This window comes from Terrimonas ferruginea DSM 30193 (assembly GCF_000425585.1).
Classification (GTDB): domain Bacteria; phylum Bacteroidota; class Bacteroidia; order Chitinophagales; family Chitinophagaceae; genus Terrimonas; species Terrimonas ferruginea.
In genome coordinates this window covers 48,759-70,955 of record NZ_KE384400.1, presented here as the reverse complement: position 1 = coordinate 70,955, position 22,197 = coordinate 48,759, and the positions used below count along the sequence as shown (strand labels likewise).

Sequence of the window (22,197 nt, the reverse complement as noted above, 5' to 3'; positions counted from 1 at the left end):
TGATGATCAGGTTTGTTGAGGGGGAAGAAGAGGGTCCTGTGGCCGAGTGGCTAGGCAGAGCTCTGCAAAAGCTCCTACAGCGGTTCGAATCCGCTCGGGACCTCAATAAGCAAGGATGCCCACCTTTAGGTGGGCATTTTTCATGTGGGGGACTTGCCAAGCTTGCTTGAAGCAAGGCCAACACGTGAAAAATGACACTCGCTGCAGGCGAGGGCATCCTTGTTTTGACTTTAGGCCATCCCAAGGATATATAATCCGCTGAGCAGGGCTGAAGTTGTTTGCATATTATTTCTGAAATTGAGAACAGTCTGCCAAGAGAGATATTATAGTAGGGTATAAAAATCTCAATATTCCAAAGTGTGTAACTTTACAATATGAACGGACTGCGTATTGAAAAATCAATGAATACATCAGGAAAAATCTTTCTTTTGGGTCTTATCCCTCTACTAAAGGAGAGCGACTATTATACCAAGGACTATGCACTCGATGGGGATGCTCCAAAACAATTTATCAAAGCATATTTTTTTGAAGCGAATTCCAGTATAAGAAGAACTAATAGATCATCTTGGCCAGCATATATCGCTAAGACAGCTGAAAAATGGTATCCACATGAATCTGTCATAGAGTATATGATCAACCGGATAGGCCAAGAACTAGGCCTACGCATGAATGACGTTAAGCTGGTCGTAGCAAATAAACAAATTCGCTTTTTAAGCCGTTTTTTTCTTCGAAAGGACGAAAAGTTAATACATGGAGCAGAGATATGTGGACAGTACCTAGATGATATGCCGTTTGCTAGGGAAATTGCCCAAAACAAGGATACAGCCAGGGATTTATTTACTTTCGAATTCATCCGCGATGCTATTCGAACCGTTTTTCCAGATGATTTTGAAGAGATATTATGCGACTTGGTGAAAATGATTGTTTTTGACGGACTTGTAGGAAACAATGATCGTCATTTTTATAACTGGGGCGTTATAAACACAGTTAAAAAGTCAAATCGTCGTCCTATCTTTGCGCCGCTCTATGACTCAGCTAGAGGCCTTTTATGGAATTTAAGCGATAAGAACATTTCAAATGCTCTTAGTGGTTACCAACAGTATGTCAAATCGTCGGATATACGATCTGGCAAAAAAGTTGTGAATTATATTGAGGAGGCGGCCCCTCGCATTAGTATTGAGGACAATAAAGCGGCTAATCATTTTGAATTGATCGATTTTGTGAAGAGAATTAGGCCGGAATATGCAGCGATAGTCAACGAATTATCATCAGTAGATAAGGAACGGAAAATCGCCAAGATGTTGAAGAAGGATTTTTTTCCTATGTTTGAGAAGTCAAGGCAGGAATTATTATCTATAATATTGATGGAGAGATTTACGAGAATAAGAAAACTGTGAAGGAGATGTTTTATGTTATATAAGAAATTAAAGTCTTGGTTCAGCAAAGGAGACAATGACACGGTAGTATCCTTACCGAAGGATAAGGACGCTCGTTTTTTGTTGAAAATCGATGGTATCGATGTAGGATACCTATTATCTAAGGAGGGAGAGTGGTACTTCAGTTATACAAAAGAATTCCAGCAGCATCAGGATTATAACTTGATAACAGGCTTCTCCGAGTTCGACAAGGTTTACAAGAGTGAAGAACTTTGGCCTTTCTTTCGTATCCGAATACCAGGCTTGAAACAACCGTTTGTTCAGGAGATATTGGAGCAGGAAAAGATCGATAAGAACGACGAAGTTGAGTTATTGAAGCGATTCGGGAAGAGGACAATAGCAAATCCATATGAGTTGACACTTGCCTAGCATAGTATAGTACCGGGAAGAAGTGTTGAAGAGCCGAAGGCCCTCTCTTTCTAGATTGGTCTTAACAAGTAAAAAAGGCCGAGTTGTTCTGAGTCAGAAGTTTATTGCTCATTTGTTGACTTAATTGAAGACCGTTACATAAGTGATCTAAATGAGTAAATCATAGAACTTGCTATAAAAATACAGATGAGCAATACTATCACGTAAGCTTAAAAATATCACCCTCCAAACCTTCCCCCTCCCAAACTGTTATCCCTGTCTAAGCACTAAAAATCAGGATGGACAAAAGAATAGTACCGCTGGCAATGGGCGGTTTGGGAATTGGCACTACGGAGTTCGCTATCATGGGTTTATTGCCCGATATCGCTCAATCGCTTCACGTTGATATTCCGCAGGCAGGACATTTCATTTCGGCTTACGCACTTGGCGTGGTGATCGGCGCGCCCCTGATAGTGGGTTTTTCCATCAAATTTCCGCCAAAGAAAGTGCTGATCTGGCTGATGGTGCTGTTTACCTTCTTCAACCTGCTGTCGGCGATCGCTCCCAATTATACCATCATGATCATCACCAGGCTGCTGTCGGGTCTGCCGCACGGCGCTTTCTTCGGTGTAAGTACCGTAGTGGCGAAACGACTGGCTGTACCAGGTAAGGAAGCCCGGTACATCTCTTTTGTTTTTGCCGGACTCACACTCGCCAACCTTGCCATGGTGCCGTTGGTTACCTATATCGGTCATACTTTTCATTGGAGCTGGTGTTTTGTGATGGTAAGCGCCATAGGACTACTCACTATTTTCATGATCTCACTTTGGCTGCCCGATATGGAAGTGAAGAATCGTACCAGCTACCTGACCCAACTCAATTTTCTGAAAAAGTCGCAGAGCTGGTATGTCTTATTGATAACCGCGATCGGCTTTGGCGGTTTGTTTACCTGGTTGAGCTATATTTCCCCCTTGATGACGGAGGTTTCCCGGATTGGGAGCAGCAGTGTGGCTTATGTGATGATCCTGGCCGGCGGCGGCATGGTGATCGGCAATTTGCTGGGAGGTTATCTTACCGATAAGATCGGTGTTTTCAAGGCGAGCATGTTGTTTCTTTCCCTGATGATGATGGCCCTTTTGTGCGTGTTTTTCTTTTCTTCCCATGCACCAACCTCGTTGGTATTGACTTTCCTCTGTGGCATTTTGTCCATGGCATTGGGCGCGCCCGTTAATATCATGATGCTGAAAGCCGCGCCGGATTCAGAAATGATGTCGGCTGCTTTTATGCAGGCAGCTTTTAATACAGCTAACGCCTCAGGTGCTTATTTTGGAGGGTTGCCATTGACATTCGGACTATCTTATCAGTATCCATCCCTGGTGGGAGTGGCCATGACATTGACCGGGTTACTGATCTGCATACGGTATACGTATAAGTTCAACAGACCGCAGACCGTATAGTCCGGATTAATTTCCCTGAAGGCTTTTATACTTGCTTTCCGCGTTTTTGTTTTTCGGATCGAGTTCAGTTGCTTTTTGATAATGGATTAAGGCGTTTGCTTTATCTCCCAATTCGTCAAAAGCATCACCCATCAACTCCTGGGCGTAGGAAAGGTCTTCTTTGCGGCCGTCGAGTTGCAGCGCCACTTGGTATACCCGGATCGCTTCTTGTAGTTTTTTTCTTCTTTGGAGATATTTGCCGGCATTGAGCAGGTCCGGTATTTCGCTGGAGAAATCATATCTGTCGGACTGGTTGGCTTTCAGTTCCTGGTAATATTTCAACCCGGCCTCTGTGTTTTCCAACAACTTACTGCGGATGGACAGGTACAGGGATTTTTTCGGAACGGTGAAGGGCTCATTCCGCAGTATATGTAACAGCATCGCGTTTAGTGCCTGCACTTTCATTTGCTGGCTGTTGGTCATCAAAACGATCGTAATGCTGTCGCTGAACGAGTTCGATACCACCGCTTCATAATTAAAGTTGGATCCCTGGTGCGAATGCCTTTCGAATCGTCCGTCTGTTGTTACAACTCTGCCGAGACTGGATTCTCCGCTGCCAAATGCCACGGCCAGCTCTTTCAATGATTGCTCTGCGATAATTTTCCTGTTCCACAATGCTTTTTCCCACAGGTAAAGATCCAGTGCAGTCAATCGTACCCAACCTTTAAAATTGTCCGGGTAGGAGGTGGCTATACCGTCGTTATCGAATGCCCTGGCCATGTCTGCCGATGTAGTGGGATGGTCTACGATTGCCTGTTTCATACCGGCAGGAATGAAAATATTGTCTTTAATAAAAGCGGCATACGACGATTTACTCAATCGCTCGATGATGCGATGTTGGAGGTAAACGTTTATGTAATTATAATCATAGCGGGTGCCCGGTTCAAAATCTAGTGCCTGCAATTTTTTTAAATCAACATATAAAAGCGAATCGTTTCCGGCGGGTGAATTCCAGGAAAGCTTGGGAATACCGCTGGTGTAGTTGATCAGGTGTTTAATCTTCACTTTTTTTGCCCAGGCCGCAAATTCCGGGAAAAGTTCGGCTACGGAAGTTTCGAGCGTTAATAAGCCTTTTTCTTTCAGTATCATGATGCCCGCTCCGTTAAATTCTTTGCTGATGGAGCCGATGTCAAATTTAGTGTCGGGAGTTAATGCCCGGTCTTTCCTGTTGTCAGCAAAACCAAAGGACTTTTGATAGAGGACGGTATTGCTTTTGGCTATCAGGATATTGCCATTGAAGATGCCGTAATCATAAGCGACTTTCATCGCCGAATCAATCCTTACCGTGGGGAGTTGAGCCTTGCTTGTTAAGGGTAACAAGCCTGCGAACAGAAATAATAACCTTTTTTGGTTCATGCCAGCATACAAGTTTAATGAACGGTTTTCTGCTACCGCTTCTTGTTCACGTGAAATTATGCGTCGTTTAGTTTTAACGCTTATATTATCGACGAACGGATCATTTTCTTCTTCAGAAAGTTGCGAGATAGCTATATAAAAAAGCCACCCGGATCGGATGGCTTTTGCCCGGCTATTTTGTTTGTTTTGCAAGGGACTCCTCCACCTCTTTCGGTAGTCCGTATTTTGCAATAATTTCTTTTGCCGCTCTTGTCTTTTCAACAACTACAGGGTGATTTTCATAATTCCCCACCTTGTCGGAAATGATTGCCTGCTTTACCTGTAGTACAGGTACAAGTTTTTTCTTTTTCATATATTTTTTAAATTAAGAGCATTATGGAGAACCAGACAACTTCGGCCTACCGGTAAATAACCAATGCCGACGTCCTACAAAAGCCTGGTAGTTTATTCCTTTTTCAAACGGTAACCATTTGCCATTCAGCAGTCCCCATATTTCAAAAAATGGGCCGATGTTATCCCAGTGCCTGTTTATTCCCTGCTGGTATAAGCGCGTTCTGCGCGGATCGACGCCTCTGGCAAAGACAAAGGCTTCGGGTATCCCGTTGGTGAAGTCGGCAACGATCTGTCCCATTGTCGACAGGATTAAGTCTTTGTCACCGTTGTTGCTGACGACTTTATCGGACATTTTGTTGTCAATAACATCTCCGAAAGCCAGGTTATAAACGTTTCTGTTTATTTCGGTAAAACGGGCAATCTTATTGATTAATCCGTTCGGACCCGCACTGGTGAACTCATAATCGTTACCCGAACCGTTCGTATAAAACTCGTATGTTGGTGTCTGTATCATTTGACACAAAACTATCTTCCACCAACACCTTTACAATGTGTTTTTCACGCAGCTTTTCTGTGATTATTCTTTCAATAAATGAAGCTGCACTTTATCTTCATCTGTCAAATCCAACACAATCTTATATGTTCCCGGCGCCACTTTAATATCCTTTCCATCTTTGCATAAATAAAGCGCGTTGCTCTGACCGTAGTTCAATACCCAGTCATTGTTATACCTGAACTTGATCACGCCTTTTTTCAATATCACCTTCCGGGCAATCCATTTTTTCCCTTCACGTTGCATTTCCACATCCCGGCCTCCCCATCCATTTTCCGTTGCACTACCGGTTATGCCCCAACCGGCTTTCAAGCGTGGTACGGTCACTGTTTCACCTTTCTGGCTGAAGATGAGCGAATCGTTTTTAAATGATAAGTACGCACCGATCGCTTCAATCATCATGGCATCTTTTCCCGCAGGCAATAACACAGATGATCTGCCTTTATTGGTCGTTGCCATCAGCATGCTTTTCGCTCGGTGAAGATACAACGTCAACGAGTTTGTTATGTTGTACGCACCTTCATATTTATAGAAGTTTTGCTGTAAACGTTTAATGTTTTTTGGTAAGTCATAAGGCTGCCCGTTTAACTCCGCCAGTAACTTATTTCTCAACACAACGATGTCGCTCATTTCGCTGTTGGATAATAAAACAATGCAAATATCATTTGCGACATCGCGAATGAGGTAACTCCGGAAACCGGTTGCCCCGCCACTATGGCTCACGATTTTTTTGCCGGCAATTGAATCCACAAACCAACCCAGTCCATAGTTTTTTTGATAAGCCGTATAACTCAGTTGCATCAATGAGTCAGGAAGGATTTTTCCATCCTGCAGAACACGGTGAAAGCGCTGCAGATCCGCTGTCGTCGTATACATGCCACCGGCGGAATACAATTCACGGTAATCCCACACTGGTGCCTCCTCACTTTTTTTTCCATTTATATAGATATAACCTTTTGCTTTTTTGCCATCGCTGACCGTCCTGAGGTCAAATCCGCTTTCATGCATTCCTGCGGGCGATAGTACGTATTGCCGGACAGCCGCCTCGTACGAGATACCCGTCACTTTTTCGATGATGAAACCCAGTAGAAAATATCCCGTATTACTGTACCTGAATTGTGAACCCGGCTTGAAGTCCAACGGCTTTTCCTCCAGCCAGTCGATCATTTCTTTTTCACTGCCCACCGGCATCGAGAAGTCGTTATTATAATTGTAAATACCGGATGTGTGCGAAAGCAGGTGCCTGATCGTTATACTGTCACTGCCGGGCAGGGAGGGATAAAAAGAGGAGAGCCGCTGGTGGAGGTTCAGTTTCCCTTCAGCCACCAGCTTCAGTAGTACCGTTGCCGTAACCGGTTTGGTGATGGAATACGCATTGAACCTCGTCGCCGCTGTATTCTTTCTTCCGGCACTCATATCGGCATAGCCATACGATCTCATAAAAATAGTCTTTCCTTTTTCTGTAATATGTACGTTGCCGTTAAACAGTCCTATCTGGTAATAGGCATTTACGATGGCGTGCAACCTTTGCTCAGACTGGGCATTCGTTTTTCCGGCAAGGAGTAGAAAAATAAGCAGGAGTATTCTCATAACAACCTTAGACTACCTTATCTCTGTACCGGTTACCGGTATCGCGCCATTTTCCGTGCAACCGGCCGTTCGGATTTATTTAGTCTATAAAAATAATAGACTAATATTCTTTTTTATTTGAACCGATGTTTTATATTTGTCCACCAATCGAATAGACTAATAAACTAAATCATGCGCTTTTCTTTCCAACATCACCAGCAGTTGCCTCCGGTACGAATGTGTACTGGTCCTGTTTGTTGTATGCGCATGATGCCGGACTTCAACTGCTGTTGTTGTTAGTCTTTCCCGCGCCTTCACTATGACAATTCCCCGACGACTGCCTGCCTGGCTTTGATTTATCATTTTTAAACCACATTTAATGAGAAGACAATTCATGAGCGTTTTGCTCCTGGTATTGACCGGCCTTGCCGCGCAGCTACATGCCCAGTTGCCTGCCAGGACCGTCTCCGGGATCATCACGCAAGCTGAAACCAACACGCCGGTGGAAGGTGCCACGATCTCCGCCGGAAGAAACCAGACCGTTTCCCGCAAGGACGGAAGTTTCCAGATCGAAGTGGCGGGCAACACCCACACGCTGACCATCACGCACAGCAGTTTTACGTTGCAGGAGGTAAAACTTAGTTCCGCCTCTTCGTATAATGTAACGCTGCAGTCTGCCAGTAAACAACTCGATGATGTGATCGTAACCGGCTATAGCACGCAGAATAAACGGTTCATTGCCGGTTCTATCGCCAGTATTTCAGCCGATGATATCAAAAACATTCCGGCTGCCGGTTTCAATCAGTTGTTGCAGGGCAAGGCCGCCGGTGTACAGGTTACTGCCAATTCCGGCGTACCCGGAGGTGGCGTTACGTTTCGCGTGCGCGGTAATAATTCCATCAATGCTTCCGCTGACCCGCTTTATATTATCGACGGGGTGATCGTCAGCAATACCGATCTTATCAGGACAAGCCTCGGTAACCAGCAGCAGTCTAATCCGCTTGCGGATATCAATCCCGCCGATATACAGAGTATCCAGATTTTAAAAGATGCCAACGCCACGGCGATCTACGGTTCGCAAGGCGCCAACGGTGTTGTAATCGTGACCACCAAACGCGGCCGGCAAAACAGCGCGGGTAAGGTTTCTTTACATGTATCACAGGGATGGTCCGACGCGCCGAAGAAGTTCAAACTTGTGACGGGTCCGGAGAATGGTTTACTGGTCAATGAATCCCGCATCAACACGGCCATCGATCAGGGCATCGATCCGTCTACGATCACCCTGCCCTATAATCCCGACACGTTGCAGACCTACGACCGCATCAGCGGATTGTTCCGCACGGCCAGGACACAGAACTACGAACTCGGCTTGCAAGGTGGCAGCGAAAGAAGTACCTACTACGCCAGCTTCAGTTATCTCAAACAGGAAGGCATCGTTCGACCTTCCAATTTTGAACGTTTTGCCACAAGACTTAATTACGACAACCAGATCAACCGTATTCTTAAAGCCGGCACCAGTGTCAATATCAGCCGTACGTATCGCAATGTGAGCGTAAACGATAATAGTCCCACAGGCGTGATCAACTCGGCTATTTTTCCCCGTTCATTTCTGCCCATTTATAATGCAAACGGCACTTATGCGCGGTATGGTAGTTTCGACAATCACATAGCCCTGATCGAAAACCTCGACAACAATGCCGTGGGCTGGCGCACCATCGGGAATGTGTTTGCCGAAATTGCCTTGCTGAAAGAATTGAAGTTCCGCACCAGCTACAGCCTCGATTACAACAGCATGTATGAGAACAACTATGCGAATACACTAATCAGTGCAGGCATCGCCTCTAACGGTTCTGCCACTTCCAATGAAACAAAGAATACCGTGTTCACCGCAGACCAGGTACTGACGTATATCAAAAACATCGGCCGTCGTCATTCGGTGAATGCGCTCATTGGTAATTCGATTAATACGGTTTTATTTCAAAATACGAATGCCACGGGCACGGGCTTCCCTTCCAATAGTATAAAAGCCATCTCTGCCGCGGCCAACCGTTCCGGTTCTTCTTCCCGTTCATTGGCAAAACTGGTTTCCTTTTTCGCCAAAGGCAGCTACACATTTGACAACAAATACACATTCGACGGAAGCATCCGTGCGGACGCTTCTTCACGTTTTGGTGTAAATAAAAGATGGGGTTATTTTCCTTCCGGTGGGTTTACCTGGCGCTTGTCACAGGAAGATTTTATTCAGCGACTGGATTTCTTTGATGACCTGAAAATTCGCGGAAGTATTGGTTTGTCCGGTACACAAAATGGTATTGATGCTTATGCGGCTCCGGGGCTGTGGTCTACCGGTTATAATTACCTCGATCAGCCAGGCACCGCTCCCGCACAATTGGCAAATCCCGATCTCACCTGGGAAACGACCCGGCAGGTGGATATCGGAACCGAGTTTACCATTCTCAATAAGCGGTTAACCGTTACATTGGATTATTATAACAAGTATACGTATGACCTGTTGCTGAATGTGCCGGTGCCTTACCGTTCCGGATTTACTACCTACCTGCAAAACTTTGGCGCCGTGAGAAACAAAGGATGGGAATTGAGTTTGCATACGAACAATATCAGTACCGCCGATTTTAGCTGGACCACCGATTTCAATATATCCTGGAATACCAACCGCATAGAAAAGCTAGCCTCCGATATTACACTCGGTGCTTCAGGCCGCAATACTTCTATTCTGCGTGAAGGCCATCCCGTGAATTCATTTTATCTCTATAAACAATTATACGTCGATCCGCAAACCGGCAACGCCGTGTATGAAGACCTGAATAAAGATGGCATCATTACGGCCGCCGACCGGCAGATTGTGGGCAATGCCAATCCCAATTATTACGGAGGGTTGAACAATACACTGAACTATAAAAATTTCGAGCTCAACTTTTTCTTCTTTTTTACCCAGGGAAACAAGATCCTGAATATGCAGAATTTCTTCCTGGTGCATGGAGGCACGCAGGCCAACATCGGCTTTTTGCCGATCCAGTTGGAGCGCTGGCAGCGGCCCGGAGACATCACCGATATTCCGAGACTGACCACTTACAGCGGCAATCCAGCGGAGAATGGCGGTGCTGCGAATAACTATGGCGGCAATGTGGCCAATCTCAGCAGCCGGTACCTGGAGGATGCTTCTTTTATCCGCCTGCGGAATGTATCACTGAGCTATCAATTTCCTTCCCAGGTAATCAACCGGCTTCGCCTGAGTTCGCTGCGCGCCTACGTGCAGGTGACCAATCTCTTTACTATCTCGAAGTATTCGGGACTTGATCCGGAGGTGAGCTCGCAGAGTGGCAACCAGAATACCGCTGGATACGACTGGGCCACCGTACCGCAGCCGCGTACGATCCAGGTTGGATTAAATGTTTCATTTTAAAAGTCTTCATGTATGAAAACAAACTATTTTCTTTTATCTCTTTCCGTAGTTGCGGTATTCAGTTCCTGCAAGAAATTTCTGACGGAGAATCCCAATAACCAGATCCCTTCTGAAGTGGCGATCGTAGACGCAGGATCGGCAAGAGCGGCGATCATCGGCGCTTACGATGGCGTGCAGAGCTATTATGCCGGTTCCTATCCGACTCTTGGCACCATCACTGCAGACCAGGTTGTATTCAACGGTACCCTGAGTCAGTACCTGCAACTGGATCAGAATGCGATACCCGCCGACAACGTTACTACCGTGGCGGCTTACCAAGGTATTTACCGCACTATCAATTCAGCTAACAGTGTAATTGCCTATGTACCCGGGTTGACCGATCCATCGTTGCCGGCTGCAGAAAAAGATAAGATACTGGGTGAAGCCTATTTCATTCGCGCGCTTGGTTACTTCGACCTGGCCAGGGGATGGGGAGGCGTGCAACTGCAGTTGACGCCTACGGCAAATATTTCCGGCATCAAAGGCGTCAGGAGAAGCACGCTGGAACAAACGTATGATCAGGTGCTGAATGACCTGATCGAAGCCGAACGGCTATTACCGGAAGATGCCAGCACCAGGAATCGCGCACAGAAGAGCACGGCCCGCGCCTTGCGTGCCAGATTACATCTCTACCGCAGACAATGGCGCGATGCGGAGTTGTACGCTACACAGGTGATCGACAATCCCAAGTACCAGTTGGTGACGCCTTATAAAACCTTTTTTACTACACCATTTCAAACAAGAGAGTCGGTATTGGAACTTGCGTATTCCAACAATGACCGCAACACATTCTGGAATCTCTGGTATCCGAGTTCATCGGGAGGACAATACACCCTCAAACCTTCCGCTTCTTTTATTGCTAAAGTAAATAACCCGGCTATCGGCGGCACACGAAGCACATTGATCGCGGGAACGGGTAACAATGTTTATGGTGTATTGTATAATACCGTTGGTGTAAGCACCGATCCGTCTTATCTCATCCGCATCGCCGAGTTATATCTTATCCGTGCAGAAGCGCGCGCGCAGCAGGAATTCCTGAACGAAGCGCGGAATGATCTCAATGCCGTGAGAAGCCGTGCAGGTGTGGGTAATACAACAGCCGTCACCAAGGAGCAGGTATTATTGGCAATCGAAGAGGAGAACGGGATTGAATTTGCATTCGAAGCACACCGCTGGTTTGACCTGGTACGTACCCGCAGGGCAGGAGAGGTGTTGGGATTGACCAATGAAAATTATTGGCTCTTCCCGCTTCCCTTATCCGATGTGCTTTCTGACCCCGATCTCAATGGACAGAATAATCCCGGCTACTGAAGACATAAATGTGCAAATGTGCCCCGCCTGCGGCGGGGGCCATGTGTAAATGTGAAATGAACGCTCTATTATCCGAAAAGGCTGTTTGATTTCCACATTTGCCTATTTGCAAGCAACCACTTATTCACGATCGCCATTCACCATTGACGATTCACGATTCACCATTGACGATTCGCCATTCACCATTGACGATTCACGATTCACTATTCACTATTCACAATTCTCAAACATGAAAAGAATACAATTATCCAAACTCATCATTGCACTTGCATTGCTGGTGCCTTTTGCATCGCGTTCGCAACAAAAATATTTTTTTGCAGATGGCGGTCCTTTTGATCCGAAAGTGCCGACACCGGAATCTTTCCTGGGTTATGACATCGGTACCTTCTATACGCGTCATGATCAATTGATAGCCTATTTGAAAGAATTGGCAAGCGTATCCGACAGGGTGCACCTGGAAGTGATCGGAAAAACATACGAACAACGTGAGCAGGTAATCCTCACCATCACTTCTCCCGAAAACTACCGTAACATCGAATCGATCCGCACCGCGCATCTCGCGCAGGCGGACCCCGCAAAACCCGCGCTGACCGCCAGCGCTCCGGTAGTGGTATTACTCGGTTACAGCGTACACGGCAACGAAACATCGAGTGGGGAAGCCGGTATCCTTACCGCTTATTACCTGGCCGCCAGCCAAAGTGAGGAAACAAAGAAATGGTTATCCGAATCCGTAGTGCTGCTTGATCCGTCACTAAACCCCGATGGCCGCGACCGCGCCGCCAACTGGCACAATTCCTATCATTCCGAACCCTACTCCTCCGATCCGCTGGACAAAGAACATGTGGAAGGATGGCCTAATGGAAGATCCAATCATTACCTCGCCAACCTCAACCGCGACTGGTTAAGCGCCACACAGATCGAGAGCCAGAACCGCCTGAAGTTCTTTCACCGCTGGTATCCGAATGTGCACATCGACTTCCACGAAATGGGCGCTAACAGCACGTATTATTTTGAACCATCACCCAAAAGAACACAAAGCCCGATCGTGCCGCAGGCTTCATATGATTTCAATACAACCTTGGCAAGGTATCATGCGGATGCATTGGACAAAATCGGTTCACTTTATTTTACCAAAGAACAATTTGATAATCTTTCTCCCATCTACGGCTCTACGTACCCGGATTTCTTTGGGGCAGTTGGCGTTACGTTCGAACAAGCCAGCAGCCGCGGTTTGCTCACAGAAACGGAGACTGGTCTTTTGAGTTTTGCTTTTACGATCCGCAATCAATTTCTTACCGGTCTGGCTACTGTGCGCGGAGCGGTAGCCGAGAAGACCGGCCTGTTTAAACTGCAAAAGGAATTTTTCCAATCGGCCCTGACCCAGGGGAAAGCTTATCCGGTGAAACAATGGGTATTCGGCGATGCGAAAGATCAATCGTTGACCAATCATTTTCTTGACCTGCTGTTGCAGCACCAGGTGGAAGTGTATGAAGTCAGCGACCGTGTAGTAACTGCCGGGAAAACATTTGACAAAGGGAAAGCTTATGTGGTTCCCGCCGATCAGCCTAATTTCCGTATCGTGCATTCGATCTTTGAAGAAACCGCGCCACTGGCCGACAGCCAGTTTTATGACAATACATCCTGGTCGCTTATCCACGCTTACGGACTGCAATATGCCAAACAAACCGCGGCAGGTAACCGCGGTAACCGTGTAACAACGGTGCCGCAACGCAGTGGCAGCGTTACCGGCGCGCAAAGTGGCGTAGGGTATGTCGTGAGCTGGTCGGAGTATGATGCTTCGAAATTATTGCAGCTTTTGCTGGATAAGGATATCGTGGTGAAAAGCGCGCACCGTCCTTTTACCATTAAAAAAGACAATGGACAATTGGCATTCAGTTACGGTTCATTGGTTATACCTACGGCTTCGCAACGCATAACACCGGATAGTTTGTACCGCTTGTTGAAAACAGCGGCAGCCCTGGCGAAAGTAGATATCGTTCCCGTTTCCACCGGCTTCAGCCTGGAAGGAATCGATCTTGGCAGCAACAATATCAAAGCGGTGCGCAAACCGGCGATTGCGGTGATATTTGGTACAGGTGTAAACTATGAAGAAGCCGGCCAGGTATGGTTTTTATTGAATCAGCAGGTGGGCGTAGCGCCGACCAAACTTGATATCGGCACTTTGCCACGTGCGGGCATCAACCGTTACAATACCATTATCCTGCCAAGCGGAAGTTATAATACACTGGATAAAGCAACCGTCGCAAAACTGAAAACCTGGGTAGCCGATGGCGGCACGTTGATCTTGTTTAAAAACGCAATCGACTGGGCCATTCAACAGGAGATTTTAAAAGAACGCCTGGCCGTAGACAGCAGTGAAAGCAAGGTGTCAGAGCGGCTCGATTATGCCAGCCAGGAAGCAACCGAAGCGGCCCGCAGGATCAATGGCGGTGTGTTTTCCGCAGACATCGATATTTCCCATCCCATTGCATTCGGACTGAGCAACCGTAAAATATTTTTTACCAAAAACAGTCAGACGATCTTGTTGTCATCCCGCAACAAATACGCAACGGTGGCCAAATATGATGCCGCGTCTTATATTGGCGGATATGTATCAAAGAAAAACATCGGACGTATCAATAACACGGCGGCCATTCTTGTAAGCCAGGAGGGTAGCGGGAAGATTATTTCATTTGCGGATGACCCTACTTACCGCAGCTACTGGCATGGCACAGACCGTCTTTTGCTGAATGCGATCTATTTTGGTAACCAGATCCAGTTGCGCAGCGGATTTATCGGCGCGGCGGAAGAAGAGGAATAATACTGACCTTGCTGTATACCGGAGCCTGTGGCGTATGCCGCAGGCTCTTTTTGTTCAATAAAATCCGTTGTATATTCGGCGATTAATTAATGCCAACAAGCAGTATGGGAAATAGCCTTGATCTTTCCGTTTACCTGAACGATCCTCTTTTTGTTTTTGCTTTGGCATCCGAAGAGGCCGAGCAGTTTATTCAATATAATCCGCTTATCGTTGGGGTAGGAAAGGTAAATGCGGCCATTGGTCTTTCCAAATACCTGCATCAGCACCGTCCCGGTATCATCATCAACCTCGGTTCTGCCGGCAGCAGCCGTTTTGCAAGAGGGGAAGTGGTGTGCTGCAATCGTTTTATACAACGTGATATGGATGTGCGCGGTCTCGGATTTCAATTATACGAAACACCGTTCTCGGATCATGGGCCGTTGCTGGAATATGGTTTGTGCATTGAGGCTTTACCACAGGGAATCTGTGGCACGGGTGACAGTTTTGAAATGCAACATCTTACTGAAGATTATGACGTGGTGGATATGGAAGCCTATCCGCTGGCTTATATTGCGAAGCAGGAGAATATTCCTTTCCTCTGCCTGAAATATATAACTGATGGTGCCGACGAAACCGCAGGTGCAGACTGGACGGAGGAGGTACATAAAGCGGCGATGGCGTTCCGGAAATTATTTGGTGTGGCGACTGTTACGCCACAATAGTTGAAGCCGGCAGGGCTTGCATATTTCTGTCGATAGTTTGCAGTGTATCTCTGCCAAACTCCCGGAGGATGCCGTCAATGATCTCTTTGGCTGAGTTGGCAGGCGCCATTACTTCCGAGGTAAAAGCTGCAACTTTTTCGGGTGAAGGATGTGCTGATAGCAGCTGAACCACCTGTTCCTTAAACGTATTGAGATCGGCATCGCGGTATTTATTTCTGTATGGTGCAATGAAAAGGATAAAGCGATCAAAGCAAACCGAATCGCATTGCCGTTCGAAATATGCTTCCGCATAACGCGAGAAACTCCGCAGCCCAACCGGAAATGATTCTCCGGCATGGCGGATATTGAAGAAGTTCAGATCGGCTACGCCATGCGTGACCATTCCTACGCCGATAGCCAGCGCCCATTCACCCGGTAGCTGCAGCAACTGGTCTTCAATGGTTAGTTTCCCGGGTGCCAGCAAGAGGTATAAACTCGCAGCCAACACACCATAGAAAAGACAATAGGTAAGCACCACTGTCGAGTAACGTACCAGGAAAAAATAATTACTGAAACGTTTGCTGTTCCACACACTGATATAGGTAAAAACAAAAGAAGTTGTAAATGCTGTGAAGCATAGCCAGAACGTGCCCATAAGAAAAGATTAATACAGCATTCGTTTGAGTTGATAATCTTGTTCCCGGTGGTTGAGGCTGATAAGTTCCCCTTCTTTTACCACCACCTTTGCTTCCAGCAATTGGTTGACTGAATGCAAAACAAGTGTGTCTGTGCTGCGTGTGCGGAACGAAAGTTCTTCCACGCTGAGCGGTTTATTCATCTGTTGCAGGGTTTGCAGGATGGCTTGCATTAGCGGTGGTGAAGAGTTCAGATTCATAAATGATTTTTACGGAGTATAAAGGCCGATTTTTACTGCATACATAGCCATTGTCACACGGTTTTTGAAACCGAATCTTTTGAACAGTTCTTCGCGGTAACCGTCGATGGTTTTGACACTGACATTCATCACATCTGCGATTTGCACATAAGTCATGTCTGTACACGCGAGCTTCAGGAATTCCCTCTCGCGTTCGGACATGTTTTGTGCCTGTTGTCCTGCAGAACTATTATTCAGTCTCTGGTCTCGCACTTCGGTGGCGCGTTCGGAATAGTAATAGCCACCGCTGCTGATGGCTTCCAGCGCGTGATGGATATCTTCCACTTCAATGTCTTTGGACAAATAACCGCGTACGCCCAATTGCAGCATGCGCAATATGGCTTCTTCGTTTTCAAACATGGAGATCACCAGGATGCGGATGCCGGGATGAAACTGTCTCAGCCAGGAAACGGTCTCATAACCGTCCATGTCTGGCATGTCGATGTCCATCAGCATGATATCGGGAATGGTGCGCTTGTTCAATTTTTCTTTCAGGTCGAGACCGCTTTCCGCTTCGAATAAAACACTGTAACGGCGATGCGTATCACCGAGATTGATGAGTTTGATAAGACCTTTGCGGAAAAGGTTATGGTCGTCTACGATGGCGATTTTGATAGGTGAGAAGGGATGAATGTTCATGCGTTCAGGATCTTGGGATGAGCAATAGTTATTTCAACGGTGGTGCCCTGATCAGGCTGGCTTTTGAGTTCGAACGCTGCATGGATCAGGCTGGCGCGTTTGCGCATGTTGATGAGACCGGTGCTTTTGCGGTCGGCACTTTCTTCCAGCGCTTCGGCAGGATTGAAACCGATGCCGTTGTCGGAAATGCGCAATCGGAAGCAATCCCGGTCGTAATCAATGGTGGCAGAGAGTTGCGTGGCTTTTGAATACTTCACCACGTTGTTCAGCACTTCCTGGCAGAGACGATAGAGAATGATCTCGTGTTCTGCCGGCAGGCGGTATTCAGACCCGTTTTTAACAGCAGTGAGCTGGTACTTTTTGGCTTTGGTAACGCGGTTGAGTTCGTTCTCGAAAGCTTTGGAAAAACCGATGTGCATGATATGATCGGTGTTGAGACTTGCGCTCAAAGCCTTCAGCTCGCCCATCAATTGTTTGGCCAGTGATTTTGTTTCCAGGATGTTTTCCTTGGTGGCCTGGGGTGTTTGTGGTAAAATTTCTGAGAGATTGATATTGATCAGCGACACCAGGTGGCTGATATTGGCGTGTAATTCTTTGGAAATATGATCGAGTGTTTGCTCCTGAATCTCCAACTTGGATTGCAGGAGCGTCTGGCCAAAAGCTTCGCGAAGTTCAAGAACTTCCCGCTGATGCCGGAATCGTTTTTTCTGGTACAGGAATAAAAAGTATACACCGGCGGCGCATACAAATAAGATCAGTAATGTGGTGATGAGGATGACGAGGGCAGTGGTTTCGGTTGCGGTTTGCATAAAAAGGCAATTAGGAATAAGGTATAAGAGAGAATGTTGAGCGCATCGTTGTAATAAAGACTGTCTAATGCTGCTTTCGTATTGGTCTTAACGAGGTAGTCGATAAAAGTAAAAACCGGGAGGTTAGCCATGCTGTAAATCAGGGTACCGATAGATATCCATACGCCAGGATCTTTTTCTAATCTGATTACTTCGTCGTTTTTTAAGAGTTGTCTGAAATAAAGCACGGCTAACAAAATTGAGACTGTGTTAAATAAAAGAAAGTAACCGACAAATGTGTTATGAGGCCAGCCAATATAGACTGCAATTAGTAATAACAACGCCAGGCCACCGATCCAGCGGATCAGTTTTCGTACTCTTGGTGATTCTATGATATTATGGTAAAACCAAACTGTGAGTATAAGCCGGACTAATAGCCCGGCGTTGTATAGCCAGATATTTGAATCGCTATAGTTCCAACCAAATATATAATGCCAGTCCCACATCCAGATTATTGCGCCAAACTCTATGACCAATGTTGCAAATAACAAAGCAGAGAATATCCGGTAAGGTGCGGGCCATTTTTCAATAAACACGCGCAGGCTCAATACTGCAGCAAGCAGCATGGGGATAAGGTAGATGAAGTATGGTTGTGCGAAACGATGCATCTGGACAAATTACAAAAAATCATGGATAAGCAATACCTCCGGTAAAGCCGGGGCAGCGTGGAGGACAGGGCGATCCGTAGTTGAAATCTTTTTTACGGCCTTCGTTTGCCACGTTGGGGTTGCCTCTTGCCGCTGTGGAACGGTCTTCCCAGTCTGCTTCATCTTCGAGCAGCACGTTCTGGTGCGTCACGATCTCTCCGTCGAGTACTTCGCGGGTGGAGGTGAACAGCAGGCAGAGCTGGCCTTCGAATTCATGACCTTCTTCATACATACCGAAGTGGATGCGTACGCCATCACCGCTGGCGTAGTCGATCTCTTCCAGCAACTCGGCGAAGTGATCTCTCGAATACCAGATACTTTGTGTTTCGGGTTTACCCAGGGCATCGCTCAGAAGGCCGTGCTTCTGGTTGATGTAGTTGTCGATGCGTTCTTGCGTTACGAGTTTCCCTACAAAAAAGCCGGGAATAGGTTTAGGGGTTGTTTGTGTTGACATGAAAGGTTTTTTAAATGGTGAAAAATGATGGCCTGCAGGTCCGGTTGCTAAACTAGTGGCTTGCATTCGCAAAAAAATCATCGGGCGGCAGATACAGGAAAAATCCCCCCGCTGCATGCGGGAAGAAACAGCTCTTTTGGAAAAAGGGGGTTTTTCCCCGGTCGAGGGGGTTTTTTCCAAAAAGGCCGCATATCAATTTTGGCCGAAACTAAAACTACTGTTATGCCAAGAGCCCTCGTTGTCGGTATTGATGAATATCCCGGAAGTCCTTTATTTGGTTGCGTAGCCGATGCTACGCGGATGGCAAGACTACTGGAACGTCATGAAGATGGTGCTGTCAATTTTCATGTGTCGTTACAAAGACATGTACGTGAAAAAGCCGTTTTGCGGGATTTAATAACGGAGTTGTTCTCCGGCGAAGGCGAACTGGCGGTCTTTTATTTTTCCGGTCATGGTATGCTCTCCGATACCGGTGGCGTCATTGTAACACCGGACTATCGCCCCGGTGAAGAAGGAATCACGATGGACTACATCCTTAATCTTGCCAACAGGTCTGCTTTTATCAATAAAGTGATCATACTGGATTGTTGCCATTCCGGTGCAATGGGAACGCCGGCTGTGATGAATAACGGTGCAACGATGCTTGCCAATGGTGTAACGATTCTCACTGCCAGCCGTTATTTCGAACCGGCAATGGAAAGAAACGGTCAGGGCATTTTTACCAAACTTGTAGCAGAGGCATTGGAAGGTGGCGCCGCAGATCTCGGCGGACACGTTACTCCCGGCAGCATTTATAGTTATGTAGACAAAGCGCTCGGCTATTGGGGACAACGGCCGGTTTTCAAAACAAATATTTCCAGGTTTGTGAGCTTGCGTAAAGTGAATCCTCCCGTGCCTTTGAAAGAGTTGCAGAGCATCGTTCAGCATTTTAACCGACCCGATGCTCTGCTTCAGCTTAACCCTTCTTACGAGCATACATCAGAAACAGCCGACGCGAACAATGTCAGGATATTTCAACAACTGCAATCGCTTTATCGTGCAGGGCTATTGGAACCGGTGGAAGAAGACTATATGTATTGGACGGCCATGCGTAGTAAGTCGTGCAGACTTACGCGATTGGGTCGCTACTACTGGCAACTGATTGCTGACAACCGAATCTAACCGCTATGTTCAAAAAAAGATTTGATGTGGCCTTGTCGCTGGCAGCGGCAGATCTGGAGATAGGACGTAGTATACGGAATGCCTTGGGAAAGAGGGTTAAGTGTTACATCTATGATGAACATCTCAACGCCGGAGAGTCATTGATGGCACTTACGCTGAAATACTATAAGCCTGCCAAGGTAGTATTGCTTATTCGTTCAGCACACTCTCAGGGTGCATACTGGTCACAGATTGAAAGCCATATTGCGGATATAGCACAAAAGCCTTGGGGCAATAATGTATTATTTCTGAAAGTTGGGGATGTACTCGTGCCACGTCCCGAGTATGTGTACATGGAGTGGCATAATAATGCAGAAGCGATAGCGGCACAAATAAAAAAAAGACTTCGTGTGCGGGCCAACTGGTACAGACGCGTCAGGTTAAAAAACAGTGCTGTTTTCGGAACGCCTCTATTGCTTTTGCTGTTATATATCGCGTATCTCTTGTGTGGTGGAAACAACGAGGGCAGAGTAAGGGCTTCGCGTTTTTTCCCTGCCGTATGGCGAGGCTGCCCTGATAAGAAATTTATAAAGACCAGGGCTTTTCGCATGAGCGTTACGGAAGTAACGGTAGATGAGTATCAACTGTTCAGTAATTCGAAAGGTTATCCTATGCCTCCCCAGCCTTATAAATCGACGGGGCAGCACCCGGTAGTCAATGTAACCTGGGAGGATGCTTTAGCTTATTGTAATTGGGCAGGCGGGCGTCTGCCCACCGAAGCCGAATGGGAAGCCGCAGCACGGGCCGGAAAAAATCACAAATACAGTGGAGGTAACAATGCGAGGCAGGTAGCGGCGTATGGATATTCGCCGTTGCCTGTTGGGTCAATGAGCCACAATGCATACGGACTCTTTAATATGACCGGCAATGTAGCCGAGTGGTGTGCGGACTGGTACTATGATAGCTGCCAGGCATTCACAAGTGTTGTTACGCAGCCCGGTCCTTCACGAACCAAAGTAGTAAAAGGAGGATACTATGCCAGTCCTGCCGCAGACCTGCTGACAAGTGCCAGGGGGCAGGCGGACCCGGAAAGAGCCGAAATCTACATCGGCTTCCGCGTTGCCTGGGACAATTAAATTTTTTAATCAAAAACCATCGATATGAGTAATGCAAAGTTCACCATTTTCAAAAGTGACAAGAACCAGGAATTCTATTTCAATCTCAGAGCCGGTAACAACGAGATCATTCTCGCCAGCGAAGGCTACAAACAAAAATCTTCTGCCGAAGCAGCCATCGCGCTGGTAAGAACCCACAGCCAGCAGGACGGTAACTATGCACGCAAGGAAACCGCTGCCGGTTTTTCTTTTACCCTCAAAGCCGGTAATGGCGAAACCATTGGTCGCAGCGAAGTGTATCAAAGCGCCGCCGGCCGCGAAAACGGCATCGCTTCGGTGAAAAGAAATGCACCCGTTGCCGTGCTCAACGATCTCGCCAACTGAACCATTAACCCTTTTACCGCCATCAACCCTTCCCCGGTTCCGGCTGCCAGGCGCGGCCGGAGATCCGGCGGGTAAACCGAAAAAACCTGGGATTTCTCAATGATTCGTATATCACCGCGCCAGCAACTTCTCCATCAACCCATGAAAGTCACCGCTATCATAGTTCGCCATGCCAACATGACGAAACACCAGCTTGCCGTCCTTGTCGAGTACTACCGTTTCGGGTAAAGTATTACCGGCCAGGCTGGCAGGAACAGGCGAAACCTGTTGATAGGCCCGAAAAGTGTAGTCATTTTTCTGAAGAAATGTATTCGCTTTTTCCAATTGATGGTCTGCATCGACCGCGAGAAAGACAAAACCGGGATGCTCTTTCCATCTTTCATACATGGCCTGTAACGACGGCATTTCCGCGCGGCAGGGCGGACACCAGGTTGCCCAGAAATTGATAACGACCACCTTTCCCTTCAATGATCCTAATGTAACCACTTCGCCTTTTTCATTGCTGAAAGCGACCGAGGAGAAATCGTCTGCAGTGGCTTCCGGCGCTTTCACCGAAGGTGAAAACAAACCCACTTTCATCAGGCCACGCAAGATCCATACGCGGGTATCCGGATACAAGACCAGGAACAACAATAATAACGGGATGATCCACGAACGAAGTTTACGCATA

General features: G+C 47.0%; 21 protein-coding genes and 1 tRNA gene. 11 read left to right on the top strand and 11 right to left on the bottom strand.

Translation table 11 applies throughout. The features are described 5' to 3' along the window. The first annotated feature begins 32 nt into the window (after positions 1–32). From H608_RS0116850 to H608_RS0116835, 4 genes are all read left to right on the top strand, one after another. Positions 33–103: transfer RNA gene (locus tag H608_RS0116850), tRNA-Cys, on the top strand. 271 nt (positions 104–374) lie between these two features. Next, the gene (locus H608_RS0116845; RefSeq protein WP_028788713.1) at positions 375–1,397 is read left to right on the top strand and encodes a HipA domain-containing protein; all 1,023 of its coding nucleotides are present in this window, start codon (positions 375–377) and stop codon (positions 1,395–1,397) included. A 12-nt stretch (positions 1,398–1,409) separates the two neighbouring features. Next, positions 1,410–1,805 (top strand): HipA N-terminal domain-containing protein, encoded by a 396-nt coding sequence (locus H608_RS24970; protein ID WP_028788712.1) that lies wholly within the window; start codon positions 1,410–1,412, stop codon positions 1,803–1,805. A 278-nt stretch (positions 1,806–2,083) separates the two neighbouring features. After that, entirely contained in the window at positions 2,084–3,241 is a 1,158-nt protein-coding gene (locus tag H608_RS0116835; RefSeq protein WP_028788711.1) for an MFS transporter, read from the top strand. Positions 3,242–3,247: 6 nt separating this feature from the next. On the opposite strand, the gene H608_RS0116830 is transcribed toward H608_RS0116835, so the two are convergent. The 4 genes from H608_RS0116830 to H608_RS0116815 form a co-directional block, all read right to left on the bottom strand. After that, positions 3,248–4,546 (bottom strand): serine hydrolase, encoded by a 1,299-nt coding sequence (locus H608_RS0116830; protein WP_028788710.1) that lies wholly within the window; start codon positions 4,544–4,546, stop codon positions 3,248–3,250. A 262-nt stretch (positions 4,547–4,808) separates the two neighbouring features. Beyond that, on the bottom strand, positions 4,809–4,988 hold the full coding sequence (locus H608_RS0116825; RefSeq protein ID WP_028788709.1) for a hypothetical protein: 180 nt from the start codon (positions 4,986–4,988) through the stop codon (positions 4,809–4,811). Between the two features lie 21 nt (positions 4,989–5,009). Next, positions 5,010–5,483, bottom strand: coding sequence for a DUF6934 family protein (locus tag H608_RS0116820; RefSeq protein WP_038008888.1), 474 nt, complete (start codon positions 5,481–5,483; stop codon positions 5,010–5,012). Between the two features lie 63 nt (positions 5,484–5,546). Then, a complete protein-coding gene (locus H608_RS0116815) occupies positions 5,547–7,112 on the bottom strand; it encodes a serine hydrolase (protein WP_081658929.1) in 1,566 nt (521 codons plus the stop codon). A gap of 358 nt (positions 7,113–7,470) precedes the next feature. Between H608_RS0116815 and H608_RS0116810 the strand changes: the two genes are divergently transcribed. The 4 genes from H608_RS0116810 to H608_RS0116795 all read left to right on the top strand — a co-directional run bounded on the left by H608_RS0116810 (position 7,471) and on the right by H608_RS0116795 (position 15,387). After that, positions 7,471–10,515, top strand: a complete 3,045-nt coding sequence (locus H608_RS0116810) for a SusC/RagA family TonB-linked outer membrane protein (protein ID WP_028788706.1) — start codon at positions 7,471–7,473, stop codon at positions 10,513–10,515. A gap of 12 nt (positions 10,516–10,527) precedes the next feature. Next, positions 10,528–11,865, top strand: a complete 1,338-nt coding sequence (locus H608_RS0116805) for a RagB/SusD family nutrient uptake outer membrane protein (protein WP_028788705.1) — start codon at positions 10,528–10,530, stop codon at positions 11,863–11,865. A gap of 229 nt (positions 11,866–12,094) precedes the next feature. Continuing rightward, on the top strand, positions 12,095–14,686 hold the full coding sequence (locus H608_RS0116800) for a M14 family zinc carboxypeptidase (RefSeq protein WP_028788704.1): 2,592 nt from the start codon (positions 12,095–12,097) through the stop codon (positions 14,684–14,686). A gap of 104 nt (positions 14,687–14,790) precedes the next feature. Further along, positions 14,791–15,387, top strand: coding sequence for a 5'-methylthioadenosine/S-adenosylhomocysteine nucleosidase family protein (locus tag H608_RS0116795; protein WP_028788703.1), 597 nt, complete (start codon positions 14,791–14,793; stop codon positions 15,385–15,387). Here the strand turns inward: H608_RS0116795 and H608_RS0116790 are convergent. The 6 genes from H608_RS0116790 to H608_RS0116765 are packed head-to-tail and all read right to left on the bottom strand — an operon-like array spanning position 15,374 to position 18,888. Then, positions 15,374–16,021, bottom strand: a complete 648-nt coding sequence (locus H608_RS0116790) for a hypothetical protein (RefSeq protein ID WP_028788702.1) — start codon at positions 16,019–16,021, stop codon at positions 15,374–15,376. The two genes, H608_RS0116795 and H608_RS0116790, sit on opposite strands and share 14 nt — an antisense overlap. A 9-nt stretch (positions 16,022–16,030) precedes the next feature. Continuing rightward, a complete protein-coding gene (locus H608_RS0116785; protein WP_155990218.1) occupies positions 16,031–16,261 on the bottom strand; it encodes a hypothetical protein in 231 nt (76 codons plus the stop codon). A 9-nt stretch (positions 16,262–16,270) separates the two neighbouring features. Then, positions 16,271–16,939: a response regulator transcription factor gene (locus H608_RS0116780; RefSeq protein WP_028788700.1), complete on the bottom strand. Its 669-nt coding sequence runs from the start codon at positions 16,937–16,939 to the stop codon at positions 16,271–16,273. After that, entirely contained in the window at positions 16,936–17,748 is an 813-nt protein-coding gene (locus tag H608_RS0116775) for a sensor histidine kinase (protein ID WP_028788699.1), read from the bottom strand. The genes H608_RS0116780 and H608_RS0116775 overlap by 4 nt, the downstream gene beginning before the upstream one ends. Continuing rightward, positions 17,694–18,395 (bottom strand): hypothetical protein, encoded by a 702-nt coding sequence (locus H608_RS0116770; RefSeq protein WP_028788698.1) that lies wholly within the window; start codon positions 18,393–18,395, stop codon positions 17,694–17,696. The genes H608_RS0116775 and H608_RS0116770 overlap by 55 nt, the downstream gene beginning before the upstream one ends. Before the next feature lie 19 nt (positions 18,396–18,414). Then, positions 18,415–18,888: a hypothetical protein gene (locus H608_RS0116765; protein ID WP_028788697.1), complete on the bottom strand. Its 474-nt coding sequence runs from the start codon at positions 18,886–18,888 to the stop codon at positions 18,415–18,417. A 222-nt stretch (positions 18,889–19,110) separates the two neighbouring features. Here H608_RS0116765 and H608_RS0116760 point away from each other — a divergent pair, with 222 nt between their 5' ends. The 3 genes from H608_RS0116760 to H608_RS0116750 are packed head-to-tail and all read left to right on the top strand — an operon-like array spanning position 19,111 to position 21,527. Beyond that, positions 19,111–20,049, top strand: a complete 939-nt coding sequence (locus tag H608_RS0116760) for a caspase family protein (protein ID WP_028788696.1) — start codon at positions 19,111–19,113, stop codon at positions 20,047–20,049. Positions 20,050–20,054: 5 nt separating this feature from the next. Further along, entirely contained in the window at positions 20,055–21,164 is a 1,110-nt protein-coding gene (locus H608_RS23800) for an SUMF1/EgtB/PvdO family nonheme iron enzyme (protein ID WP_051268405.1), read from the top strand. A gap of 24 nt (positions 21,165–21,188) precedes the next feature. After that, positions 21,189–21,527: a YegP family protein gene (locus H608_RS0116750; RefSeq protein ID WP_038008882.1), complete on the top strand. Its 339-nt coding sequence runs from the start codon at positions 21,189–21,191 to the stop codon at positions 21,525–21,527. Positions 21,528–21,638: 111 nt separating this feature from the next. On the opposite strand, the gene H608_RS0116745 is transcribed toward H608_RS0116750, so the two are convergent. Then, complete coding sequence (locus H608_RS0116745) at positions 21,639–22,196, bottom strand: TlpA family protein disulfide reductase (protein ID WP_038008956.1); 558 nt, start codon at positions 22,194–22,196, stop codon at positions 21,639–21,641. Between the last annotated feature and the right edge of the window lies 1 nt (position 22,197).

Coding starts and splice junctions, on each gene's coding strand:
- H608_RS0116845 (WP_028788713.1), top strand. CDS start 375: ATGAACGGACTGCGTATTGAAAAATCAATGAATACATCAGGAAAAATC.
- H608_RS24970 (WP_028788712.1), top strand. CDS start 1,410: ATGTTATATAAGAAATTAAAGTCTTGGTTCAGCAAAGGAGACAATGAC.
- H608_RS0116835 (WP_028788711.1), top strand. CDS start 2,084: ATGGACAAAAGAATAGTACCGCTGGCAATGGGCGGTTTGGGAATTGGC.
- H608_RS0116830 (WP_028788710.1), bottom strand. CDS start 4,546: ATGAAAGTCGCTTATGATTACGGCATCTTCAATGGCAATATCCTGATA.
- H608_RS0116825 (WP_028788709.1), bottom strand. CDS start 4,988: ATGAAAAAGAAAAAACTTGTACCTGTACTACAGGTAAAGCAGGCAATC.
- H608_RS0116820 (WP_038008888.1), bottom strand. CDS start 5,483: ATGATACAGACACCAACATACGAGTTTTATACGAACGGTTCGGGTAAC.
- H608_RS0116815 (WP_081658929.1), bottom strand. CDS start 7,112: ATGAGAATACTCCTGCTTATTTTTCTACTCCTTGCCGGAAAAACGAAT.
- H608_RS0116810 (WP_028788706.1), top strand. CDS start 7,471: ATGAGAAGACAATTCATGAGCGTTTTGCTCCTGGTATTGACCGGCCTT.
- H608_RS0116805 (WP_028788705.1), top strand. CDS start 10,528: ATGAAAACAAACTATTTTCTTTTATCTCTTTCCGTAGTTGCGGTATTC.
- H608_RS0116800 (WP_028788704.1), top strand. CDS start 12,095: ATGAAAAGAATACAATTATCCAAACTCATCATTGCACTTGCATTGCTG.
- H608_RS0116795 (WP_028788703.1), top strand. CDS start 14,791: ATGGGAAATAGCCTTGATCTTTCCGTTTACCTGAACGATCCTCTTTTT.
- H608_RS0116790 (WP_028788702.1), bottom strand. CDS start 16,021: ATGGGCACGTTCTGGCTATGCTTCACAGCATTTACAACTTCTTTTGTT.
- H608_RS0116785 (WP_155990218.1), bottom strand. CDS start 16,261: ATGAATCTGAACTCTTCACCACCGCTAATGCAAGCCATCCTGCAAACC.
- H608_RS0116780 (WP_028788700.1), bottom strand. CDS start 16,939: ATGAACATTCATCCCTTCTCACCTATCAAAATCGCCATCGTAGACGAC.
- H608_RS0116775 (WP_028788699.1), bottom strand. CDS start 17,748: ATGCAAACCGCAACCGAAACCACTGCCCTCGTCATCCTCATCACCACA.
- H608_RS0116770 (WP_028788698.1), bottom strand. CDS start 18,395: ATGCATCGTTTCGCACAACCATACTTCATCTACCTTATCCCCATGCTG.
- H608_RS0116765 (WP_028788697.1), bottom strand. CDS start 18,888: ATGTCAACACAAACAACCCCTAAACCTATTCCCGGCTTTTTTGTAGGG.
- H608_RS0116760 (WP_028788696.1), top strand. CDS start 19,111: ATGCCAAGAGCCCTCGTTGTCGGTATTGATGAATATCCCGGAAGTCCT.
- H608_RS23800 (WP_051268405.1), top strand. CDS start 20,055: ATGTTCAAAAAAAGATTTGATGTGGCCTTGTCGCTGGCAGCGGCAGAT.
- H608_RS0116750 (WP_038008882.1), top strand. CDS start 21,189: ATGAGTAATGCAAAGTTCACCATTTTCAAAAGTGACAAGAACCAGGAA.
- H608_RS0116745 (WP_038008956.1), bottom strand. CDS start 22,196: ATGCGTAAACTTCGTTCGTGGATCATCCCGTTATTATTGTTGTTCCTG.